Source organism: Massilia sp. Bi118 (assembly GCF_918697865.1).
Classification (GTDB): domain Bacteria; phylum Pseudomonadota; class Gammaproteobacteria; order Burkholderiales; family Burkholderiaceae_D; genus Telluria.
In genome coordinates, this window is the sequence record NZ_CAKKMV010000012.1 from 43,454 (window position 1) to 61,775 (window position 18,322).

Consider the following 18,322-nt stretch of genomic DNA (forward strand, 5'->3'; position numbering starts at 1 on the left):
GCGTGGCTGGAACGGGGCGCGGATGTCATAATGGATGGCTCGTGCAAGGAGACCCATCGTGATTCGCTATCTTGGCACCCGCAAGAATGCGGAAGGTGCTGCCGTCTATATATTCCTGGTCAATGGCATGGAGAAGGAAGTGCGCGAGCACGCCCTCAAGCAGCATCCCGGCTGCTATGACGCCCTGCCGGCGTCGGTGAAGGCGAAGATCGCCGCCAACCGCGCATGGCTGTCCAAGCTGTGACCGGCTTGCGGCTGCTGCCGCTGGTTTTGGCGATCCTTGCCGGAGCGGCCTCCGCCCAGACCCAGGACAAGCAGCCCTCCACCTTCGGCCCCGTGATCGGCGGCGCACTGCTGTGCCGGGACCAGATCGACAATAAATACTTCTATTCCTGGCTGAGCAGCCATTTCGGCGCCCCCTACAAGCACGAGGGCGGCGCCTTCTGGTTCCGCACCGGCGAGGCGACGCTCTGGGGCGCGCCCGTCACCGAAGTGATGGTCAGCGACGATACCAGCGAGCTGGTGTTCCTGGCCGCAGTGGCCGAGGTGCCGCCGGACCAGCTGGAGCAGTCGGTCCGCAGCGCGGCAGGCGTGCGCTACCCGGCGGCGGATAGTTCCCAATATCCTTTGCGGGTTTCCGCCACCGGCAGCAAGATTGCTTACTACAATAGCAAAAGCAAAATATACTGCGCGAAGTTCAAACCGCTGCCGCCGGGCCGCTAGGGCATTCCTTGGTATGTACACCAATTACTTCAATCTGAAGCAACAGCCGTTCTCGATCGCGCCCGATCCGCGCTACCTCTTCATGAGCGAGCGCCACCGCGAGGCGCTCGCGCATCTGCTGTACGGCATCGGGAGCGGCGGCGGCTTCGTCCTGCTGACGGGCGAGATCGGCGCCGGCAAGACCACGGTGTGCCGCTGCTTCATCGAGCAGATCCCCGACAACTGCCGCCTGGCCTATATCTTCAACCCCAAGCTGACGGTCGAGGAACTGCTGCTGACCATCTGCGACGAGTTCCGCATCGAGCTGCCGCCCGCATCGGCCGGCGCGCTGGGCGTGAAGAGTTATGTGGACGCGATCAACGGCTACCTGCTGGACAGCCACGCCCAGGGCAACAACAACGTGCTCGTGATCGACGAGGCGCAGAACCTGTCGCCCCAGGTACTGGAACAGCTGCGCCTGCTGACCAACCTCGAGACCAGCGAGCGCAAGCTGTTGCAGATCATCCTGATCGGCCAGCCCGAGCTGCGCACCATGCTGGCCCAGCCCGAGCTGGAGCAGCTGGCCCAGCGCGTGATCGCGCGCTACCACCTCGGGCCGCTGTCCGAAGCCGAGACAGGCGCCTACGTCACGCACCGCCTGACGGTGGCGGGCGCCCATCCGGGCAACCCGATTCCCGGCTCGCTGGCGCCGCTGATCCACCGCCTCACGCACGGCGTGCCGCGCCGCATCAACCTGCTGTGCGACCGCGCGCTGCTCGGCGCCTACGTCGAGAACAGCAGCGTGGTGACGCCGAAGATCCTGCGCCGCGCGGCCCAGGAAGTGTTTGCCGGCGAAGCGCCCACCGCACGTCCGCCGCTGCGCTGGCCGCTGGTGGCGGGCGGGGTGCTGGCCGGGGCGGCGATCAGCGCGGCGGCGTGGCAGGCGGTGCCGCGTGCTGCGGCGCCTTCCGCGCCGGTTGCTGCTACGGCGCCAGTGCCTCAGCTTGCGAAAAAGGACGTGCAGCCGGTCAAGGGCGCGGGTTCGAATCCTGTCGGAGGAAGCGCGGTCAAGCCGCTGTTATTGGCAACCCAGACCGAAGCCCTGCGCGAGCTCGGCGCCCTGTGGGGCCAGCAACTACCCACCGACGAACCCTGCCAGGGCGCGCCGAAGCTGAACCTGCGCTGCTACCAGGGCCGCGGCGGCCTGTACGAATTGCGCCTGCTCGACCGTCCGGCCATCGTCGCCCTGCACGACGGCCAGAAGCTCGGCTACGCGGTGCTGTCCTCGATGGACGCCGACAGCGCGGTGCTGAGCGTGAACGGCCAGCGCCAGAAGGTCAGCCTGGGTGCGCTGGCGACCCGCTTCGACGGCGAATTCACGACCCTGTGGAAGCAGCCGCGCGCCTTCCGCGACGAAATCCACCCCGGCGACACCGGCCCGGACGTGGACTGGATCGCCGGCCGCCTGGCGGAACTGAACAAGCTCGAAGCGCCGCGCACCGACCGGCCGCTGGACGAGCCCACGCGCCGCCTGCTGCGCACTTTCCAGGCCAGGCAGAACCTGAAAGCGGACGGCGTGGCCGGGCCGCGGACCTTCATGCGCCTGAACCAGCTGAGCGGGGTCGACGAACCTCACCTGCTGGCGTCGAACGGGACGGGAAAATAATATGTCATACATCCTCGAAGCCCTGAAGAAGGCCCAGGCCGAACGCCAGCTCGGCAATGCGCCGACCATTCACGCGCCGCAAACGGCGCAGGCCACCCAGCCTGGCATCGCCGCCAGCCGCAAGCCGCTGTTCGTCGGCCTGGGAGCGGGTGCGCTGGTCGTGCTGCTGGGCGGGCTGTTCATGTGGCAGCGGACGCCGGCGCCGGCTGGGGCGACCGCTGCGCCGGCGGCGCTGGCGGCAAATTCGACGGCCACGCCGGCTGCTTCGACAGCCCTGCCGCCCGCCGCTGCGCCCGCAGCGTCGGCAGCACCCGAGCGCGCGCCCGCAGCGCCCGCGACTGCCGTGAACGCCGCCTCGAACACGCTGGAAGTGAGCGCGCCGCCTGCGCCGCCGCCGCGTCCCGCCCATGCGGCCGAGCCGCCCGCGCGCCCGGCGCCGTCACCGGCCGCCCGCAGTCCGGCCACTGCGCCTGTGGTTCCGCCCGCGCCTGCCGCCGCAGCGCCGCGCCCAAGCGCCGCACCGGCGACGGCGCCATCGCCCGAAGACAGCCTGCCTTACCTGCACCAGCTGCCCGACAACATGCAGCGCGACGTCCCGCGCGTGGCCTTCGGCGGCTACATGTATTCGGCCAACCCGGCCGACCGCCTGCTGCTGGTCGACAAGACCCTGCGCCACGAAGGCGAGGAGGTCGCGCCTGGACTGGTGCTGGAGAAGCTGCTGCCGAAGGCGGCGGTGATGAATTATCGCGGCGTCCGCTACCGTGTCGCCTACTGAGGCGGGCGGGGCTGCCCGCGGCCAGGTGCTGGGTGTAGTCGGCTGGTCCGGCAGCGGCAAGACCACGCTGCTGGAATACCTGGTCGGCCAGCTGGCGGCCGAGGGTCTGCGCGTCAACGTCATCAAGCACAGCCACCACGACATCGTGCTCGAGCCGCCGCACAAGGACAGTGCGCGCCTGCGCATGGCCGGCGCCGGCGAGGTCATGATCGCCTCTCCCTACCGCTTCGCGATCCAGCACGAGCTGCGCGGCGCGCCCGAGCCCACGCTCGAGGAGCACCTGGCGCGCCTGGCGCCGGCGGACCTGACCCTGGTCGAGGGCTACAAATGGGCGGCCATCCCCAAGCTCGAGGTATTCCGGCCCGAGCTCGGGCGCGCGGCCATGTATCCGGAAGACGTGAACGTAGTCGCCGTGGCATCCAATGCGCCGGCGCCGGCCGGGCTGGAGCGGGACCTCGCCTGGCTCGACCTCGACCAGCCTGCCGCGATATTGCGCTGGCTCAGACGGCGCCTGGCTGCCGCATCCTAAAGTTCTGCCCGAAGCTGACGTTAACACAGGATGACCCGCATTGGGCCGTAGTTCGCCCTCACACAGGAGACCGTCATGGACGTCATGAGTATTGCCAAACTCGCCACCAGTATCGCCGACACCGGCACCCGCCAGGATGTGGGCATTGCCATGCTCAAGAAGGCGCAGGATGTCCAGGCTTCGACCGCCACCCAGCTGCTGGACGCCGTCCAGGCTGCGTCGCCGGCGCCGAACCTGCCGGCGCATCTGGGCAAGAACGTCAATACGACCGCCTGAGCGCGCCCCGAAAAAAAATCAACCGGGCGCGTCAACAGGACCGCCTCCCGGTGCGTTAAACCGTCCACGTACCCGGCGCGAGGCAGGCCGCACAACAGTCCCGCTCTTGCCGCCACCATCGCTGCCGACGCGCAGCCACACAAGGCCGACCCCGCCGGTGTACGCATTCCGAAGGAGACTCCCCCATGAATAAACGTCAAGCACTCGTTGCTGCCGCCCTTGCGAGCGTGTGCGCTACCAATGCGTCCGCCACCGGGCAGATGGACATGCAGCCGAAGGGCGAGCAGGAAAAATGCTACGGCGTGGCCAAGGCCGGCCAGAACGATTGCGGCACCGCCACTCACGGCTGCGCCGGCCAGGCGGCGGTCGACAATGACCCGGCGGAATGGCGCACCGTCCCCAAGGGCAGCTGCGAGAAATCCGGCGGCAAGCTGAATCCACCCCAGCAGGCCAGGCAGGGCAAAGCCGGGTAAGCAAGCCGTGGTCAAGCTGCAGGGGGCGCGCGGTGTCGGCATCGGCCTGCGCGCACCGCACTACCGCCAGCTGATGGAAGAGCGTCCATCGCTCGCCTGGCTGGAAGTTCATACGGAAAATTACCTGGCCCGCTCGGGCTGGGACTGGCATGTGCTGCAGTCGCTGCGGCGCGACTATCCGGTCAGCCTGCACGGCGTCGGGCTCGGCCTCGGATCCACGCACGGCTTTTCCAAAGACCATCTGGAGCGCGTGCGCCAGCTTGCCAATGCCATCGAGCCGGCCCTCGTCTCCGAGCACCTGAGCTGGGGCGCGCTGCGCGATCGGCAACTGAACGACCTGCTGCCGCTGCGCCTGGATGCCGCGGCCCTGGACCTGGTCGCCGCCCGCGTCGAGCGGGTGCAGGACGTGCTGAAGCGGCGCATCCTCGTCGAAAACGTCTCCACCTATCTGCGCTTTGCCGGCGATGCGATGAGCGAAGCCGCGTTCCTGGCCGCGCTGGCGCAGCGCACCGGCTGCGGCATCCTGCTCGACGTGAACAATCTCTACGTCAACCAGTGCAACCACGGCGAGGATGCCCTGGCCGCGCTGGATGCGCTCGCCGGCCTCGCGCCAGGGACTGTCGGCGAGCTGCACCTGGGCGGCCACCTGGTCACCGACCTTGCCGTCATCGACCACCATGGCGACCGCATCGCGCCGCCCGTGTGGGCGCTGTACCGCGAGGCTTCAAGGCGTTTCGGCGATGTGCCGGCGCTGGTCGAGTGGGATACCGACGTGCCGGCGCTCGCGGTGCTGCTGGACGAGGTTCGCATTGCGCAGCGCATCGCCGCCGAGACAGCGCCGGCTTTCTCGCCCGCAGAGGCGGCGACGCTGACCTTATCTCCGCCCAACGTGCCGCCAGGCGGCGGCGCTGAACTGGCCGGCCTGCAGCAAGCCTTCGGCGCCGCCCTGGCCGACCCCAGCCAGTTGTCCCTGCTGGCGCCCGAATTGAAGGGTAACCTGGCCCGCCTCGGCATCTACCGCGGCAACCTCACGAGCGCCTGGCGCCGTGCACTGGCCAATGCCTATCCGGTGCTGCGCAGGCGGCTGGGCGGCGATGCCTTCGACGCCCTCGCGCGCGCCTACGGCCGCGCCCACCCGGCGCAGGACCCGGACCTGAACCGCTTCGGCGCCCGGCTGGCTGCTTTCATCGACGCCGCCGCTTGTCCCTGGCTGCCCGACCTGGCGCGGCTCGAATGGGCCGTCCACGAATCCTGGTATGCGCCCGATGTACCGGCGGCTGGCGGCGATGGGCCGCTGGACGTCCTGGCGACTCTAAGCCCGCAGCAGTTCGAAGCCAGCCGCGCCATCCTGCACCCCTCGCTGCGCTTGCACGCCTCGCGCTGGGCCACGGCCGCGATCTGGCTGGCCGAGCAGCCCGAGGGGCCGGACGCGCCGATTGACACCGGGCGGCCCGGCCACGCGCTGATCCTGCGCGCACGCTGGCAGGTGGCCGTGCGCGAGATCGACGCGGCCGAATTCGCGGCATTGGCGCGGCTGGCGGAAGGGGAGAGCTTTGGCGCGGCCTTCGATGCGGCCTTCGACCTGGATGAGGAGGCGCCGATCGCGGCCTGGCTGGATGGCTGGCTGAAGAACGGGGTGCTGACGGGAATCGTGAAGGAAGTCCGGGAAGCCGACCCGCCCGCGGTGTAAGGCGAGGCCGGCACGGGCGCGGTGGCCCGGTGAGCTGCAGTGTCAGTGATACTGGAAGGCGCGCAGGATGCGTTCTTCGCCGGTCTTGTCGTGGTGCAGTTCGTTGGCTGCCCGGGTGGCTTCGATCATCCTGGACAGCTGTTCCTCCTCGAAACGGACCAGTTCTTCATTGGCCGCATTCAAGGCCATGGCCAGCTTGGCGCGCGCACTCTGATACACCAGACCGGTGTAATGGTCGGTATTCTTGAGCAGTTCTTCCGCGTTTTCGATGACGAGACGCAGGTCGCCGATCAGCCGCTGCTGCGTCATGGAGCTTGGGTCTGGGGTTTCCATCTTCCTCACCTTTAGCCGAAATACGTCTTCAATATAGAGAAGGAGGACTGCCCAAGTTTGTCAGCGCGCAAACGTCACCCCTACAGCCGGGGACGGCTACTCCGGTGCGACCGGCAGGTGCATCCGGCAGGACGCACCGTTTTTTTATAAGCGGCAGGGAACTTTTCTAGCGGACAGTGATCCGCATATCGCCTACGCTTACGACCTGGCCGGCACGGATCTTGGCAGTCTTGCGCAGTTCCTTCTTGCCGTCGACCGACACCACGCCGCTGGCCACCATGTTCTTGCCGGCGCCACCGCTGTCGACGTAGCCGACGAGCTTGAGCAGCTGGTTGAGTTCGATGAACTCCGATGTCAGTTCAAAAGTTGTTGTTTGCATTCTATCCTCGGTTAAAAATGGACGGCGTACCGTTGAGTCCGCTCCCTCGAAACGTTACCACCGCCCTCAAGTACGTCGTCCCCGCGAAGGCGGGGATCCCAGTTTGCTGGCGCTACCGTAACGCATGCAGAACTTGGATCCCCGCCTTCGCGGGGACGACGAGTACTAATCTGGAGCCCTTCAGCCCGGATCCGGCCGCGTCATCTCGATCGGCACGATCCACTGATCGAACTGCTGCTCGTCGACAAAGCCGGACCGCAGCGCCGCCTGGCGCAGGGTGAGTCCCTCGTGCTGGGCGGTCTTGGCGATCTGCGCGGCGCGATCATACCCGATATGCGGGGCCAGGGCGGTCACCAGCATCAGCGATTGCTCCATCAGCTCGCCGATGCGCTTGCGGTTGGGCTCAATGCCGCGGGCGCAGTGCTCGTCGAAGGAGCGCATACCGTCGGCCAGCAGGCGCGCGCTTTGCAGGAAATTGTGCGCGATCATCGGCTTGAACACGTTCAGCTCGAAATTGCCCATCGCCCCGCCGACGCTGAGGGCGACGTCGTTGCCGAGCACCTGGCAGCACAGCATGGTCATCGACTCGCACTGGGTCGGGTTGACCTTGCCCGGCATGATCGAGCTGCCCGGCTCATTTTCGGGGATGGTGATTTCGCCCAGGCCGGAGCGCGGGCCGGAGGCCATCCAGCGCACGTCGTTGGCGATCTTCATCAGCGCCGTGGCGAGGGTCTTGAAGGCGCCATGCGCCTGCACCATCGCGTCGTGGCCGGCAAGGGCCATGAACTTGTTCGGTGCGCTCTTGAATTGCAGGCCGGTGCGCGAGGAAATCTCGGCCGCGATGCGGTTGGCGAATTCCGGATGCGCGTTCAGGCCGGTGCCGACCGCGGTGCCGCCGGCCGCCAGCTGCAGCAGGCCGGGCAGGGTGGACTTGACGGCCTGCTCGGCGAACTCGAGCTGGGCGACGTAGCCTGAAAATTCCTGGCCCAGGGTCAATGGCGTGGCGTCCTGCAGGTGGGTGCGGCCGATCTTGACGATGTCGGCGAAGTCGCGCGCCTTGACGTGCAGCGTCCCGCGCAGCTGGGCCAGCGCCGGCAGCACGTCCTTGGCGACGGCGGCTGCGGCGGCCACGTGCATCGCCGTCGGGAACATGTCGTTCGAAGACTGGCCCATGTTCACGTGGTCGTTCGGGTGCAGCAGGCGCGCCTCGCCGCGTTCCCCGCCCATCAGCTCGGAGCCGCGGTTGGCCAGCACCTCGTTCATGTTCATGTTGCTCTGGGTGCCGGAACCGGTCTGCCAGACCGACAGCGGGAACTCGGCCGGATGGCGGCCTTCCAGCACTTCGTCGGCGGCGGCGATGATGGCGTTGGCCTTGTCGGCCGGCAGCTTGCCGAGCGAGCGGTTGACGGCGGCGGCGGCGCGCTTGACCTGTGCCAGCGCAGCGACCAGTTCCGGCGCCATCTTTTCGCTCGAAATGTGGAAGTGATGCAGCGAGCGCTGGGTCTGCGCGCCCCACAGTTGTCCGCTTGGCACTTCGATCGGGCCGAAGCTGTCCTTCTCGATCCTGTTATCCATAGACTGGTCCTGACTTTTTGTTAGTAGGGTTTTTACAGTTATCTCGAAACTTGCTTAAATCTGCGCAGTCTTAAGTATTATGAACAAACTTCTTCCCATCGGTGCTGCCGCCCAAGCGCTCGGGATCTCGACCAGTACGCTGCGGCGCTGGGAGGCCAGCGGCAGGCTGACGCCAGCCAGGACCGAGGGCGGACAGCGCCGCTACGATCTCGGAGCTCTGCTCCCCGGACGATTCTACAGCGCACAGGCGCCGCGACGGACCATCGCTTACGCGCGCGTGTCCAGTCACGATCAGCGGGCGGACCAGGAGCGGCAACAGCAGGTGCTGGAATTGTACTGTGCCAGCCAGGGTGGCGCGTCGATCTGATCGCCGATCTCGGATCCTGCATGAATTACCCGAAAAACGGATTGAAGCGCCTGCTGGAAGCGATCCTGGCGGGTGACATCGGCCGCCTGGTACTGACCGACAAAGACCGGTTGCTGCGCTTTGACGCCGAACTGGTGTTTGCCGTCTGCGAAGCGAAGAACGTCGAAGTCGTGATCATCAATCAGGACGCCGACACGGCTTTCGAGGAAGACCTGGCCAGCGACGTATTGGAGATCATTACTGTCTTCTCCGCCAGGCTGTACGGTAGCCGCAGCCATAAAAGCCAGAAGCTTCTCGATGGCGTGCGCCAGCCCGTGAAGGAAGCGCAATGCTGACCGCCCATCAGATCGCGCTCGATCCGAACGATCGACAGGCGACCTATCTGGCGCGGGCGGCGGGCACCGCCCGCTTCGCCCACAACTGGGGGCTGGCCGAGTGGCAGCGCCAGTATGCGGCGCACGAGGCCGACCCGTCGCAACCGCGGCCATCGCAGCTGTCATTGCGGCGCCAACTCAACGCCATCAAGCGCGAAGCGTTCCCCTGGATGCTCGAGGTGACGAAGAACGCACCGCAGATGGCGATCATCCAGCTGGGTGAGGCCTTCAAGAATTTTTTCGCTCATCGCGCGTGTTATCCAAGGTTTCGCAAGAAAGGCCGCGACGACCGTTTTAGTTTGACCAACGACCAGTTCCGCGTCGAAGGCAAGCGCATTCACATCCCGAAGCTGGGATGGGTGAAGATGCGTGAGCAATTGCGTTTTTCCGGCCGCATCGTCTCGGCCACCGTCTCGCGCAGGGCCGGACGATGGCATGCCAGCATCACTGTCGACGCTGCCGATCCAATATTGCCGCTAGCCGAAAACCAGGGCGCGGTGGGCGTGGATCTCGGGGTGTCGAGGCTGGCGACCCTGTCGACTGGCGAAACGTGGACGGGGCCGAAGGCTTTGCGCTCCCTGCTGGATCGGCTGCGCCGCCTGTCACGCGCGCTATCCCGCAAGGTGAAAGGCTCGCGCAACTGGGCAAAGGCGAAAGCGCGGCTGGCGAAGCTGCACGCGAGGATCGGGGACATGCGCCGCGACAGCCTGCACCAGCTGAGCTTGAGCCTCACGCGGCGCTTTCACACGATCGGCATCGAGGACCTGAACGTCAAGGGCATGCTGGGTAATCGCCGCCTGGCACGCGCCGTCGCCGACATGGGCTTTCATGAGCTGCGCCGCCAGCTCGAATACAAGGCCGCCTGGCGTGGCGCCGAGGTGGTCGTGGCCGACCGGTGGTACCCAAGCAGCAAGACCTGCTCCTGCTGTGGATACCGGCTGGAGACACTGACGCTGGGAGTGCGCCGGTGGCGTTGTCCGGGCTGCGACAATGAGCATGACCGCGACCTCAACGCGGCCATCAACCTTAAGAATCTGGCGGTCAGTTCGACCGCGACATCCTGTGGAGGGGAAGGCGCTGGCCCGCTGCGCAAGCATCGGGCGAAACCGGCCCCGGCGAAGCAGGAATCCAGCGGCGAAGTTAACGACGGTTAGCTTTGCGTAAGTCTAGAAGAACGGAAGCATGCTCTAAAGAGTGTACCGCAACGGCCGTTAATGACGCTGAGGCTTCAAATTCGTGAAATATATGCTCCGCTGCTCCCGCCATTTCCTGTCCACGCTCGTCCTTGCCAGCGCCCTGGGTTCCGCTCATGCGGCCGAACTCGGCGATGCGCGGGTGTCCTCCCACATCGGGCAAGCCCTGGTGGCCGACATCGAACTGGCCATGGTCGACGACCCCGCGCAGGCGGTGTCCGTGCGCCTGGCCAGCCCCGAGGTCTACAACGGCGCCGGCATCGCACTGCCGCCGGTGCTGGCCAGCCTGAACCTGTCGGTGATGCGGCGCGACGGCCGCCAGTTCCTGCACGTGACTTCGCTACGGCCGGTCGACAGCGATCACCTGCACCTCTACCTGGAACTGGTCGACAAGGGGCAGCGCACGGTGCGCCTGGCCACGCTGTGGCTGACGCCGGATCCGAATCCGGCGCCGGTTCCTGCCCCGGTGCCCGCTGTGGTCCCGGCGCCGGTGGCGCATGCGGCACCCGCGCCCAAGGCCGCGCCGATGCCCGCGCCGGCACGCAGGACCGCCGCCGTGCGCAGGCCCGAACCGCTTGTAGCGCCGGCGGAAGAGGAGGGCGCGAAGCAGCCGGCGCCGGTCAAGACGCGTCTGCACGCCAGAAAGCTCGCCGGGACCGCCCATGCGGAAGCGAAAGCGGCGGCGGTGCTGCCGCTGCCCCTCCACGCCCAGCAGTCCGCGGCCCCGGCAGCCTGCGTCCAGCAAGCCGAGGCGGCCAAGGTCTGCGCCGCCCTCGACGGCAAGAATGCGGCCCTCCAGGCCAAGCTCGGTGCGCTGGAGGGGAAAGTGAAATCGCTGCAGGCCACGCTGGGCGCCGCGTCCGCCGCCGCGCCCGCAGCGGCCGCGGCGCATGGCTCTGCGCCTGCGCCCGCTCCCGAAGCGCCTCATGTATCCGCGCCCGAACCGGAGGCCGCCAAGGAACCGCCAGGCCCGAAACCCATCAGCACCATCAAGCCGCTGGTGCCGCGCAAGCCCAAGGCGCCGCCGCCCGAGCCCGAATCCAGCCTGCCCTGGGGCTGGATCGGCGGTGCCGCGGCCCTGCTGCTGGCGCTGGGCAGTGCGGCGATGTTGCTGCGCCGCCGCGTCCGCACCGTGCAGAACGTCGCCATCCCGGCCGAGCCGCGCCTGCTGGAACGCCTGCGCCAGCGCTTCGCTTCCCGCACCAAACCGGCCCCGGCAGCGGCGCCGGCAGCGGTCGAGGAAGCGGTCGAGCCGACATTCGAATAGGCGCGCACAAACTCGTCTACACAAGCTAAAAATTTGCGTTATACTAATTCCCATGTGATCTGAATGACCACAAAAACGGCTCAGGATCTGGCGCAGCCACCACCGATAGCGTGGCGCGGAAACCGGATGATCGTTGAAGAAACGCCTGTACCCGGAAGCGGTTCGCCTGACTACAGTGGCAGGTGGACGCCGGATGCAACCGGCAAGAGGCGACGCCAGGAGATACCTGGTGCTCGCACTCCCCCCATTCCCGAAAACCCGCGCTGGCCAGTCCACCGCGGGTTTTTTCTTGCCCGCGCACGGCTGATGCCAACGCGACGGCTGGGTTCGGCCGCTTGGCTTAGGATATCGACATCGACGGAGGAACCTTCAGATGAGCGACACAGATCCAGCCCAGGCGCCGCGCGGCGACCTGTTTTCCGAAAGCTGCCCTTCGCGCGAAGTGCTCAAGCACGTGACCAGCCGCTGGGGCGTCCTGCTGCTGGTGGCCCTCGGCGACGGGGCGCAGCGCTTCGGCGAATTGCGCCGCAAGGTTGGCGGGATCAGCGAAAAGATGCTGGCCCAGACCCTGGTCTGGCTGGAGCAGGACGGCTTCGTGCAGCGCATCGTCCAGTCGGCCGCGCCGCCGCGTGTCGAGTACCGCCTCACACCGCTGGGCGAGGAAATCAGCGGCAAAATGGGCGAGCTGGCGGAGTGGATCGAGACGAACATGGGCGCCATGCTGGCCGCCCAGCGCAAGACGGCGGGCGCCGTCCACGCTTCATAAGGAAGGCTTGCGCATCCTTTCGCCGCTGTTCGACAGGTGGGTGCGCATCGCGGCGCGCGCGCCGTCCACGTCCTGGCGCGCGATGGCCTCGACGATGTCCTCGTGTTCGTGATGCATGCGCGCGAAGCTGCCCGCCGGCCGCTCGCGCAGGGACAGCAGCTTGCCGAGCTGGCCCTGGAGTTCGATGAAATAAGGATTGGCGCTGGACTCGGCGAGGATCCGGTGGAAGCGCACGTCGGCCTCCACCGTCGGCTCGCCGGCCGCCTGCGCACGGCGCATGTCTTCGAGCGCTGCGCGCAGCGCCGCCAGCTGGGCCTCTGTACGGCGCGCGGCCGCCAGCGCCGCCGCCTCGGTTTCCATCCCCATGCGCAGTTCCAGGATCGCCAGCGCGGTCTGCTGCGGCGGCTCGAGCACGAAGGTGCCGATGCCGTGGCGCGTCTCCACCAATCCCGCCGCCTGCAGGTGCGAGATCGCTTCTCTCACCACGGAGCGGCTGACGCCATGCTCGGCCACGATCGCGGCCTCGGTCGGCAGCCGGTCGCCCGGCTTCAGATCACCCTGGCGGATACGCGCCGCGATGCCCTCGACGACACCGTGGGCGAGGCTGGGCCGTCCCTTGTTCATCGCGCGCTCATTTTGCAGGATGCTCCAGCGGATTGGCGAGGGCGATGTCGCCGCCCATGCGCGATTCCCACAGCGCGGATGGCGCCGGCGTGCCCTTGACTGCGGCGCCCGCATGGCGGTCGTACACGATCTTCCAGCCCGGCGTGCCCTTGATGCGCTCCTGCGCGACGCCGGTGGCTTTCTCGATGGCCGATGGATCGGCGGCGCCCTGCAGCGTGAAGCGCACCAGCTGGTCGAGCTTGGGCGACTGCACATCCAGGATCGAAGCCAGCATCACCAGCGGCTGCGCCGCGAAGGAGTGGTAGTGCAGGGCCTTGGCGGCGCGCGCCATCTCCAGCGGCAGCGAGCCGTCCGGCGCGACCTGCGACATCGCGTGCTCGAACACCTTGCGGCCCCAGGCCAGCAGGCGCTCGTCGCCAGTGACGGCGCCGGTCGCGGCCACCGCCAGGCCTTCCCAGTAATAATGGTTGTTGCGCACGCCCTTGCCGGCATCCGCGTGGACCAGGGTCGCATCGGCCAGGGTCTTCAGCCACGCGTCGATGGCCTGGCGCTCGGCCTCGCCGGCGGCGGGGCGCAGCCTGGCGTAGCTGAGTGCCAGGCCGCTCAGCGCCCATTTGCGCGTGTAGTAGGACTGGTTGGTCGTCATTTTGCCCATCATCGCGTTCTGCTGCGCCCAGGACGACAGCCATTGCAGGCCGCACTGCGCTTCCTCGCGCTTCGCCGGCGCCGCCTGGTAGGCGCTGGCATGGCGCGCCACCGCATACAGGAATTCGTCGACCGGCCTGGTGGCGGCCTCGTTGCGCGCCTTGCGCACGGGGTCGATGATGGAATGGTTCTTGTCGCTGTAGTAGCTGTTGGCGTCGATGTCGTGGACGGCCGGCGGCGGTGCGTCGCAAGCCTGCGCGGCCTGCTGGCCGAGCGCCAGCAGCAGGGGTGTCAGCAAATTCGCCAGCAGGGCGGTGCGGATGGTCTTGGGCATGGCGTCCTTCCTTCAACGATAACGCAGGGTCCACTTGATCGTCAGCGGACGCTCGAAGCGGAAGCCGGTGCTGGCGCAGCTGACGTGGCTGGCCATCGGCCCTTCCGGCGCGCGGTACGGGTCCGCGCCGTGCGTCGCCTCGACCGTGCAGGCATCCAGGCCGCTTACTTCGAAGGCGCTGACATCGCCCTGACCGAAGCGCACCGTCTTGCCCTGCAGCGCGGGCGCATCCGACCAGGACGCGAACTCCAGGCTGGCGCGCGTCACCTGCAGCGGTGCGCTAGGGGTGTAGGTGTCGGTGCGGGTGATGATACCCGGTTCGAAGGTATAGGTGGTCTCCAGCTTGATGCGCTCGTCCTTCACCGGTCCCTTCTTGCCGAGCTTTGCCAGCGCGTCCTGGCGGTAGCTGACGCGGGCGGTGCTTCCGCGGCTGTCGCTGCGGATATCCTTGATGTAGGAGACCGGCAGCAGCTGGCTGCCATCGGCCAGCGTGAACTTCGGCAGCAGCTGGGCGTGTTCGGCGCCGCTGTCCGGCGTGCCGGCGACAATGCCCGATGCGAAGGGCAGTGGATAGTAGGGGCTGTTGTCGAACTGGCTGTCGCCGCCGTTGATCATCGCCAGGCTGAAGACGTGGTTCCTGTCGCGGTAGATGGCCAATGCGCGGTCGTAGTCGCCGCGCGCGAACCAGGTGGTGCTGAAACGCGGGCGCGTCTTGTCCAGCCAGGCCTGCAAGTCCGCTTTCGGCTTGGCGTCCTTCATGCCGGACCGGTTCCAGAAGTCGTTCGTGAAGATCAGCTGGTGCGACAGCGAGAAGTTCTCCCCCAGGATGCGGTGCTTGGCGCGGTAGGTGTCGGTGCGGCGGCCCTGGTTCCACATGTCGACCGAGTGCATGCCTGGATTGGTCCAGAAGTCCATGTACTTGGCGACGATGCGGTTGGCGTAGGCATAGGCGTACTGCTTTTCCTCGGGCGTGAGCACGCCCAGGTAGCTCGACACCGACACGATCTCCAGCGCCGCCGTCTCGCCGTAGGGACCGAGGCTGCGGCCCCAGGTGAAGCCTTCGCCGGCGGGGTTCGCGAAGTTCAGCACGACGTCGGCCGACTTGCGCAGCAGGGCCTTCAGTTCCGGCGTGACTTCCAGGCCGGTCTCGATGAAGCGCTCGCAGATCTCGGCCACCAGCAGCACGCTGTAGCGGTCGAAGCGGCCTTCGCCGGGCGTTTCGTCGGAGAAGCCGAACTTGCCGGAGTAGGTGGCATAGTGCGTCATCATCTTCTCGAGCAGGACCTTGCTGGCGCTGTCGTCTTCCCAGCCGAGCAGCATGCGCAGGCGCGCCACGCTGAATGCCACGCCATAGTAGTTGGTCGGCAGCCTGATGAGGTCCCAGTGCGGCGTGACGAAGGTATGCCAGTCGAGCGTAGTCTTCAGGCGCGCCAGCGTGGCCGGGCTGATAGCTTGTTCGAGCAGGCCGGCCTGCTTCAGTTGATACAGCGCTTCGAGGTAGTAGTAGATGCCCCAGGTATGGTTGTCCATCCCCGCCGTCATGTCGGTGATGTCGCGGAACTGGCGCAGGCGCTCCTGCAAACGTGGATCGTCCTTGCGCATGTTGAGCAGCACGTGGGCCAGGCCGCTGGCGATTTTCCCTTGCAAGAACTTGTCGTTGCTCTTCAGCGCCTCCACGCCGTCAATGGTGACGTGCTCCTTTTCGGCTACCATCTGGTCGAACAAATACTCGAGCTGCGGATACAGCTGCTGCTGGACGATCCGGTTCATCGGCGTCGCGGCCAGCGGCGGGACGTAGCGCGAGGAGGGCGGGCGCGCAGGATCGGCGGACTGCGCCGCGGCGCCGAAAGCGGGTGGAAGAAGGGCGCTTGCGAGCAGCGCCGCCAGAGTCGACTTCGCGATCTTCATGTGTCTCCTGATCCTGGTTATGAGAGGTTGGGAGGCCTCTGCGTGCCTTGTAAAACGTTTAACTGAAGTATATAGTAATCCTTCCAATCGTCAACATAAGAAAACGTTATCCTAATTTAGCTTTGGAGGCAGCGGGAAGATGAAGAAAAACTGGAAAGCGCGGGCGGCCGTGAGCATGGCGCTGGCGGCCTTCGCCGGCGCGGCATACGCCGGCGGCGAAGCCGGCATTGCGCAGCGGGTCGAGGCGCTGCTGCGCCAGATGACGATCGAGGAAAAGGCCGGCCAGCTGAACCAGCTGTCGGGCAAGGCGTTCAGCACGGGCCCGAACAGCGAGGCGGTGCGCAACGTCGAGCGCGACATCCGCAGCGGCAAGGTCGGCTCCATGCTGAACATCAAAGGGGTGGCCGACACCCGCCGCGTGCAGGCGCTGGCCCTGCAGTCGCGCCTCCATATTCCGCTGCTGTTCGGCCTCGACGTCATCCACGGCTACCAGACCGTGTTCCCGGTGCCGCTGGGCGAGGCCGCGTCCTGGGATCTGGAGGCGATCGAGGAATCGGCCCGCATCGCCGCGCGCGAAGCCGCGGCATCCGGCATCCACTGGACCTTCGCGCCCATGGTCGACATCGGCCGCGATCCGCGCTGGGGCCGGGTGATGGAAGGCGCCGGCGAAGATACTTACCTCGGCGCGCGCATCGCCGTCGCCCGCGTGCGCGGCTTCCAGGGCGCGCAGTTGGGCGGCACGGCCTCGGTGATGGCGACCGCCAAGCACTTCGCCGGCTATGGCGCGGCCATCGCGGGACGCGACTACAACGCCGTCGACATGAGCGAACACCAGCTGTACGAGACCTATCTGCCGCCCTTCAAGGCCGCGCTGGATGCCGGCGCCGCGACCTTCATGAACGCCTTCAATACGCTGAACGGCGTGCCGGCCACCGGCAACGCCATGCTCCAGCGCGAGATCCTGAAAGGGAAGTGGGGCTTCAAGGGCTTCGTCGTCAGCGACTGGGGCTCGGTGCGCGAGATGGTGGTGCACGGCTATGCGAACGACCTGACGGACGCCGCCGCCAAGGCCATCACCGCCGGCAGCGACATGGACATGGAGAGCAATGCCTATGCGTCCTCGCTGCCGGCGCTGGTGAAGAGCGGGAAGGTCGACATCGCCGTGGTCGACGATGCCGTGCGGCGCGTGCTGACCAAGAAGTTCGAGCTGGGCCTGTTCGAGGATCCCTACCGCTTCTCAAGCGCCGCGCGCGAACGGGAAGCGCTGAACGACCCGCGCCACCGCCAGGCCGCGCGCCGCATCGCCGCCGAGTCGATGGTGCTGCTGAAGAACGAGGGTGGGGCATTGCCCTTGCGACGCGGCCTGCATTCGATCGCCGTGATCGGACCGCTGGCCGATGCGCGCCGCGACCTCGAAGGCGGCTGGATCGTGCAGTCGAACGCAGCGAAGATGGCCAGCCTGGTCGACGCCGTGCGCGAGCGCGCGGGGCAGGGCGTGCGCGTCGATTATGCGGCCGGCTGCGACGTCGCCTGCCGCGGCAACGAGGGCTTCGACGCCGCGCTGAAAGCTGCTTCAGCGGCGGACGTGGTGGTGCTGGCGGTCGGCGAAAGCTGGGATATGTCGGGCGAAGCCAAGTCGCGCGCCCACCTCGGCCTGCCGGGCCGCCAGGGCGAGCTGTTCGAAGCCCTGCGCGCGGCCGGCAAGACACCGGTGGTCGTGATCATGGCGGGCCGTCCGCTGATCTTCGAGAACGTGGCCGAGCAGGCGAAAGCCATCCTCTACGCCTGGCACCCGGGCAGCGAGGGCGGGCATGCGATCGCGGACGTGCTGTTCGGCGACGTGAACCCATCCGCCAAGCTGCCGATGACCTTCCCGCGGAATATGGGGCAGATCCCGATCACCTACCAGCAGTACAACACCGGACGGCCGGTCCAGGATGAGAAGAACGTGGTCTACAAATCGGCCTACATCGACTCGCCGAACACGCCGCGCTATGCCTTCGGACATGGGCTGAGCTATACCACCTTTGCTTATAAAGACCTGCGGGTCTCGAATCCCAGCATGGGGCCGGATGGGAAGATCACGCTGTCGTTCACGCTGGCGAACAGCGGGCCTGTGGCCGGGGCCGAGGTGGTGCAGCTTTATTTGCGGGACCCGGTGGCGTCCGTGGTGCGGCCGCTGAAGGAGTTGAAGGGTTTCCAGCGGGTGGTTTTGCAGCCGGGGCAGGTGCGGACGGTCAGTTTTACTGTCGATCGCGAGATGCTGGCGTTTTATGACCGGCAGCTGCAGTGGGGGGCGGAGGCGGGAAAGTTCGAGGTGATGGTGGGGAGTGCTTCGGATGATATCCGGTTGCGGCAGACGATTGAGCTGACGGAACCTTGAATATTACCGCGAGCGTGTAAACGTCATTCCCGCGCAGGCGGGAATCCAAGTTTTGCGATCTGC

18 protein-coding genes and 1 pseudogene are annotated in these 18,322 nt (G+C 66.9%); 13 read left to right on the forward strand and 6 right to left on the reverse strand.

Annotated features, from left to right (window positions below; translation table 11 throughout):
• Positions 1 to 58: 58 nt before the first annotated feature.
• The 8 genes from LQV39_RS18015 to LQV39_RS18050 all read left to right on the forward strand — a co-directional run bounded on the left by LQV39_RS18015 (position 59) and on the right by LQV39_RS18050 (position 6,111).
• The gene (locus LQV39_RS18015; protein WP_230027521.1) at positions 59 to 244 is read left to right on the forward strand and encodes a hypothetical protein; all 186 of its coding nucleotides are present in this window, start codon (positions 59 to 61) and stop codon (positions 242 to 244) included.
• On the forward strand, positions 226 to 723 hold the full coding sequence (locus tag LQV39_RS18020; protein WP_230027522.1) for a hypothetical protein: 498 nt from the start codon (positions 226 to 228) through the stop codon (positions 721 to 723). Before LQV39_RS18015 ends, LQV39_RS18020 begins: the two co-directional genes overlap by 19 nt.
• A 13-nt stretch (positions 724 to 736) precedes the next feature.
• Entirely contained in the window at positions 737 to 2,368 is a 1,632-nt protein-coding gene (locus tag LQV39_RS18025) for an ExeA family protein (RefSeq protein ID WP_230027523.1), read from the forward strand.
• Position 2,369: 1 nt separating this feature from the next.
• The gene (locus LQV39_RS18030) at positions 2,370 to 3,143 is read left to right on the forward strand and encodes a general secretion pathway protein GspB (protein WP_230027524.1); all 774 of its coding nucleotides are present in this window, start codon (positions 2,370 to 2,372) and stop codon (positions 3,141 to 3,143) included.
• On the forward strand, positions 3,130 to 3,672 hold the full coding sequence (mobB, locus tag LQV39_RS18035) for a molybdopterin-guanine dinucleotide biosynthesis protein B (protein ID WP_230027525.1): 543 nt from the start codon (positions 3,130 to 3,132) through the stop codon (positions 3,670 to 3,672). Before LQV39_RS18030 ends, mobB begins: the two co-directional genes overlap by 14 nt.
• A gap of 75 nt (positions 3,673 to 3,747) precedes the next feature.
• Positions 3,748 to 3,948 carry a YjfB family protein gene (locus tag LQV39_RS18040; protein ID WP_230027526.1) on the forward strand — a complete coding sequence of 67 codons (201 nt, stop codon included), beginning with the start codon at positions 3,748 to 3,750 and terminating at the stop codon, positions 3,946 to 3,948.
• 185 nt (positions 3,949 to 4,133) lie between these two features.
• Positions 4,134 to 4,421: a DUF2282 domain-containing protein gene (locus LQV39_RS18045; protein WP_230027527.1), complete on the forward strand. Its 288-nt coding sequence runs from the start codon at positions 4,134 to 4,136 to the stop codon at positions 4,419 to 4,421.
• 7 nt (positions 4,422 to 4,428) lie between these two features.
• Positions 4,429 to 6,111: a DUF692 family multinuclear iron-containing protein gene (locus LQV39_RS18050; RefSeq protein ID WP_230027528.1), complete on the forward strand. Its 1,683-nt coding sequence runs from the start codon at positions 4,429 to 4,431 to the stop codon at positions 6,109 to 6,111.
• 42 nt (positions 6,112 to 6,153) lie between these two features.
• On the opposite strand, the gene LQV39_RS18055 is transcribed toward LQV39_RS18050, so the two are convergent.
• From LQV39_RS18055 to fumC, 3 genes are all read right to left on the reverse strand, one after another.
• A complete protein-coding gene (locus tag LQV39_RS18055) occupies positions 6,154 to 6,444 on the reverse strand; it encodes a DUF883 domain-containing protein (protein WP_230027529.1) in 291 nt (96 codons plus the stop codon).
• Positions 6,445 to 6,610: 166 nt separating this feature from the next.
• Entirely contained in the window at positions 6,611 to 6,823 is a 213-nt protein-coding gene (locus LQV39_RS18060; RefSeq protein WP_230027530.1) for an RNA-binding S4 domain-containing protein, read from the reverse strand.
• A gap of 180 nt (positions 6,824 to 7,003) precedes the next feature.
• The gene (gene fumC, locus LQV39_RS18065) at positions 7,004 to 8,398 is read right to left on the reverse strand and encodes a class II fumarate hydratase (protein ID WP_230027531.1); all 1,395 of its coding nucleotides are present in this window, start codon (positions 8,396 to 8,398) and stop codon (positions 7,004 to 7,006) included.
• A 79-nt stretch (positions 8,399 to 8,477) separates the two neighbouring features.
• Between fumC and LQV39_RS18070 the strand changes: the two are divergent.
• The 4 genes and pseudogenes from LQV39_RS18070 (at position 8,478) to LQV39_RS18085 (ending at position 12,365) form a co-directional block, all read left to right on the forward strand.
• Positions 8,478 to 9,100, forward strand: a pseudogene (locus LQV39_RS18070) (IS607 family transposase).
• A complete protein-coding gene (locus LQV39_RS18075; protein WP_230027532.1) occupies positions 9,094 to 10,293 on the forward strand; it encodes a transposase in 1,200 nt (399 codons plus the stop codon). Before LQV39_RS18070 ends, LQV39_RS18075 begins: the two are co-directional and overlap by 7 nt.
• Before the next feature lie 91 nt (positions 10,294 to 10,384).
• A complete protein-coding gene (locus LQV39_RS18080) occupies positions 10,385 to 11,599 on the forward strand; it encodes a FimV family protein (RefSeq protein WP_230027533.1) in 1,215 nt (404 codons plus the stop codon).
• A 373-nt stretch (positions 11,600 to 11,972) separates the two neighbouring features.
• Positions 11,973 to 12,365, forward strand: coding sequence for a helix-turn-helix domain-containing protein (locus tag LQV39_RS18085; RefSeq protein WP_230027534.1), 393 nt, complete (start codon positions 11,973 to 11,975; stop codon positions 12,363 to 12,365).
• Here LQV39_RS18085 and LQV39_RS18090 read toward each other — a convergent pair.
• The 3 genes from LQV39_RS18090 to LQV39_RS18100 are packed head-to-tail and all read right to left on the reverse strand — an operon-like array spanning position 12,360 to position 15,876.
• Positions 12,360 to 12,989, reverse strand: coding sequence for a FadR/GntR family transcriptional regulator (locus LQV39_RS18090; RefSeq protein ID WP_230027535.1), 630 nt, complete (start codon positions 12,987 to 12,989; stop codon positions 12,360 to 12,362). The genes LQV39_RS18085 and LQV39_RS18090 overlap by 6 nt on opposite strands.
• A gap of 7 nt (positions 12,990 to 12,996) precedes the next feature.
• Positions 12,997 to 13,968 carry an alginate lyase family protein gene (locus LQV39_RS18095; RefSeq protein WP_230027536.1) on the reverse strand — a complete coding sequence of 324 codons (972 nt, stop codon included), beginning with the start codon at positions 13,966 to 13,968 and terminating at the stop codon, positions 12,997 to 12,999.
• Positions 13,969 to 13,980: 12 nt separating this feature from the next.
• Positions 13,981 to 15,876, reverse strand: coding sequence for a hypothetical protein (locus tag LQV39_RS18100; RefSeq protein ID WP_230027537.1), 1,896 nt, complete (start codon positions 15,874 to 15,876; stop codon positions 13,981 to 13,983).
• A gap of 139 nt (positions 15,877 to 16,015) precedes the next feature.
• Here LQV39_RS18100 and LQV39_RS18105 point away from each other — a divergent pair, with 139 nt between their 5' ends.
• Positions 16,016 to 18,259 (forward strand): glycoside hydrolase family 3 N-terminal domain-containing protein, encoded by a 2,244-nt coding sequence (locus tag LQV39_RS18105; protein WP_230027538.1) that lies wholly within the window; start codon positions 16,016 to 16,018, stop codon positions 18,257 to 18,259.
• Positions 18,260 to 18,322: the final 63 nt, after the last annotated feature.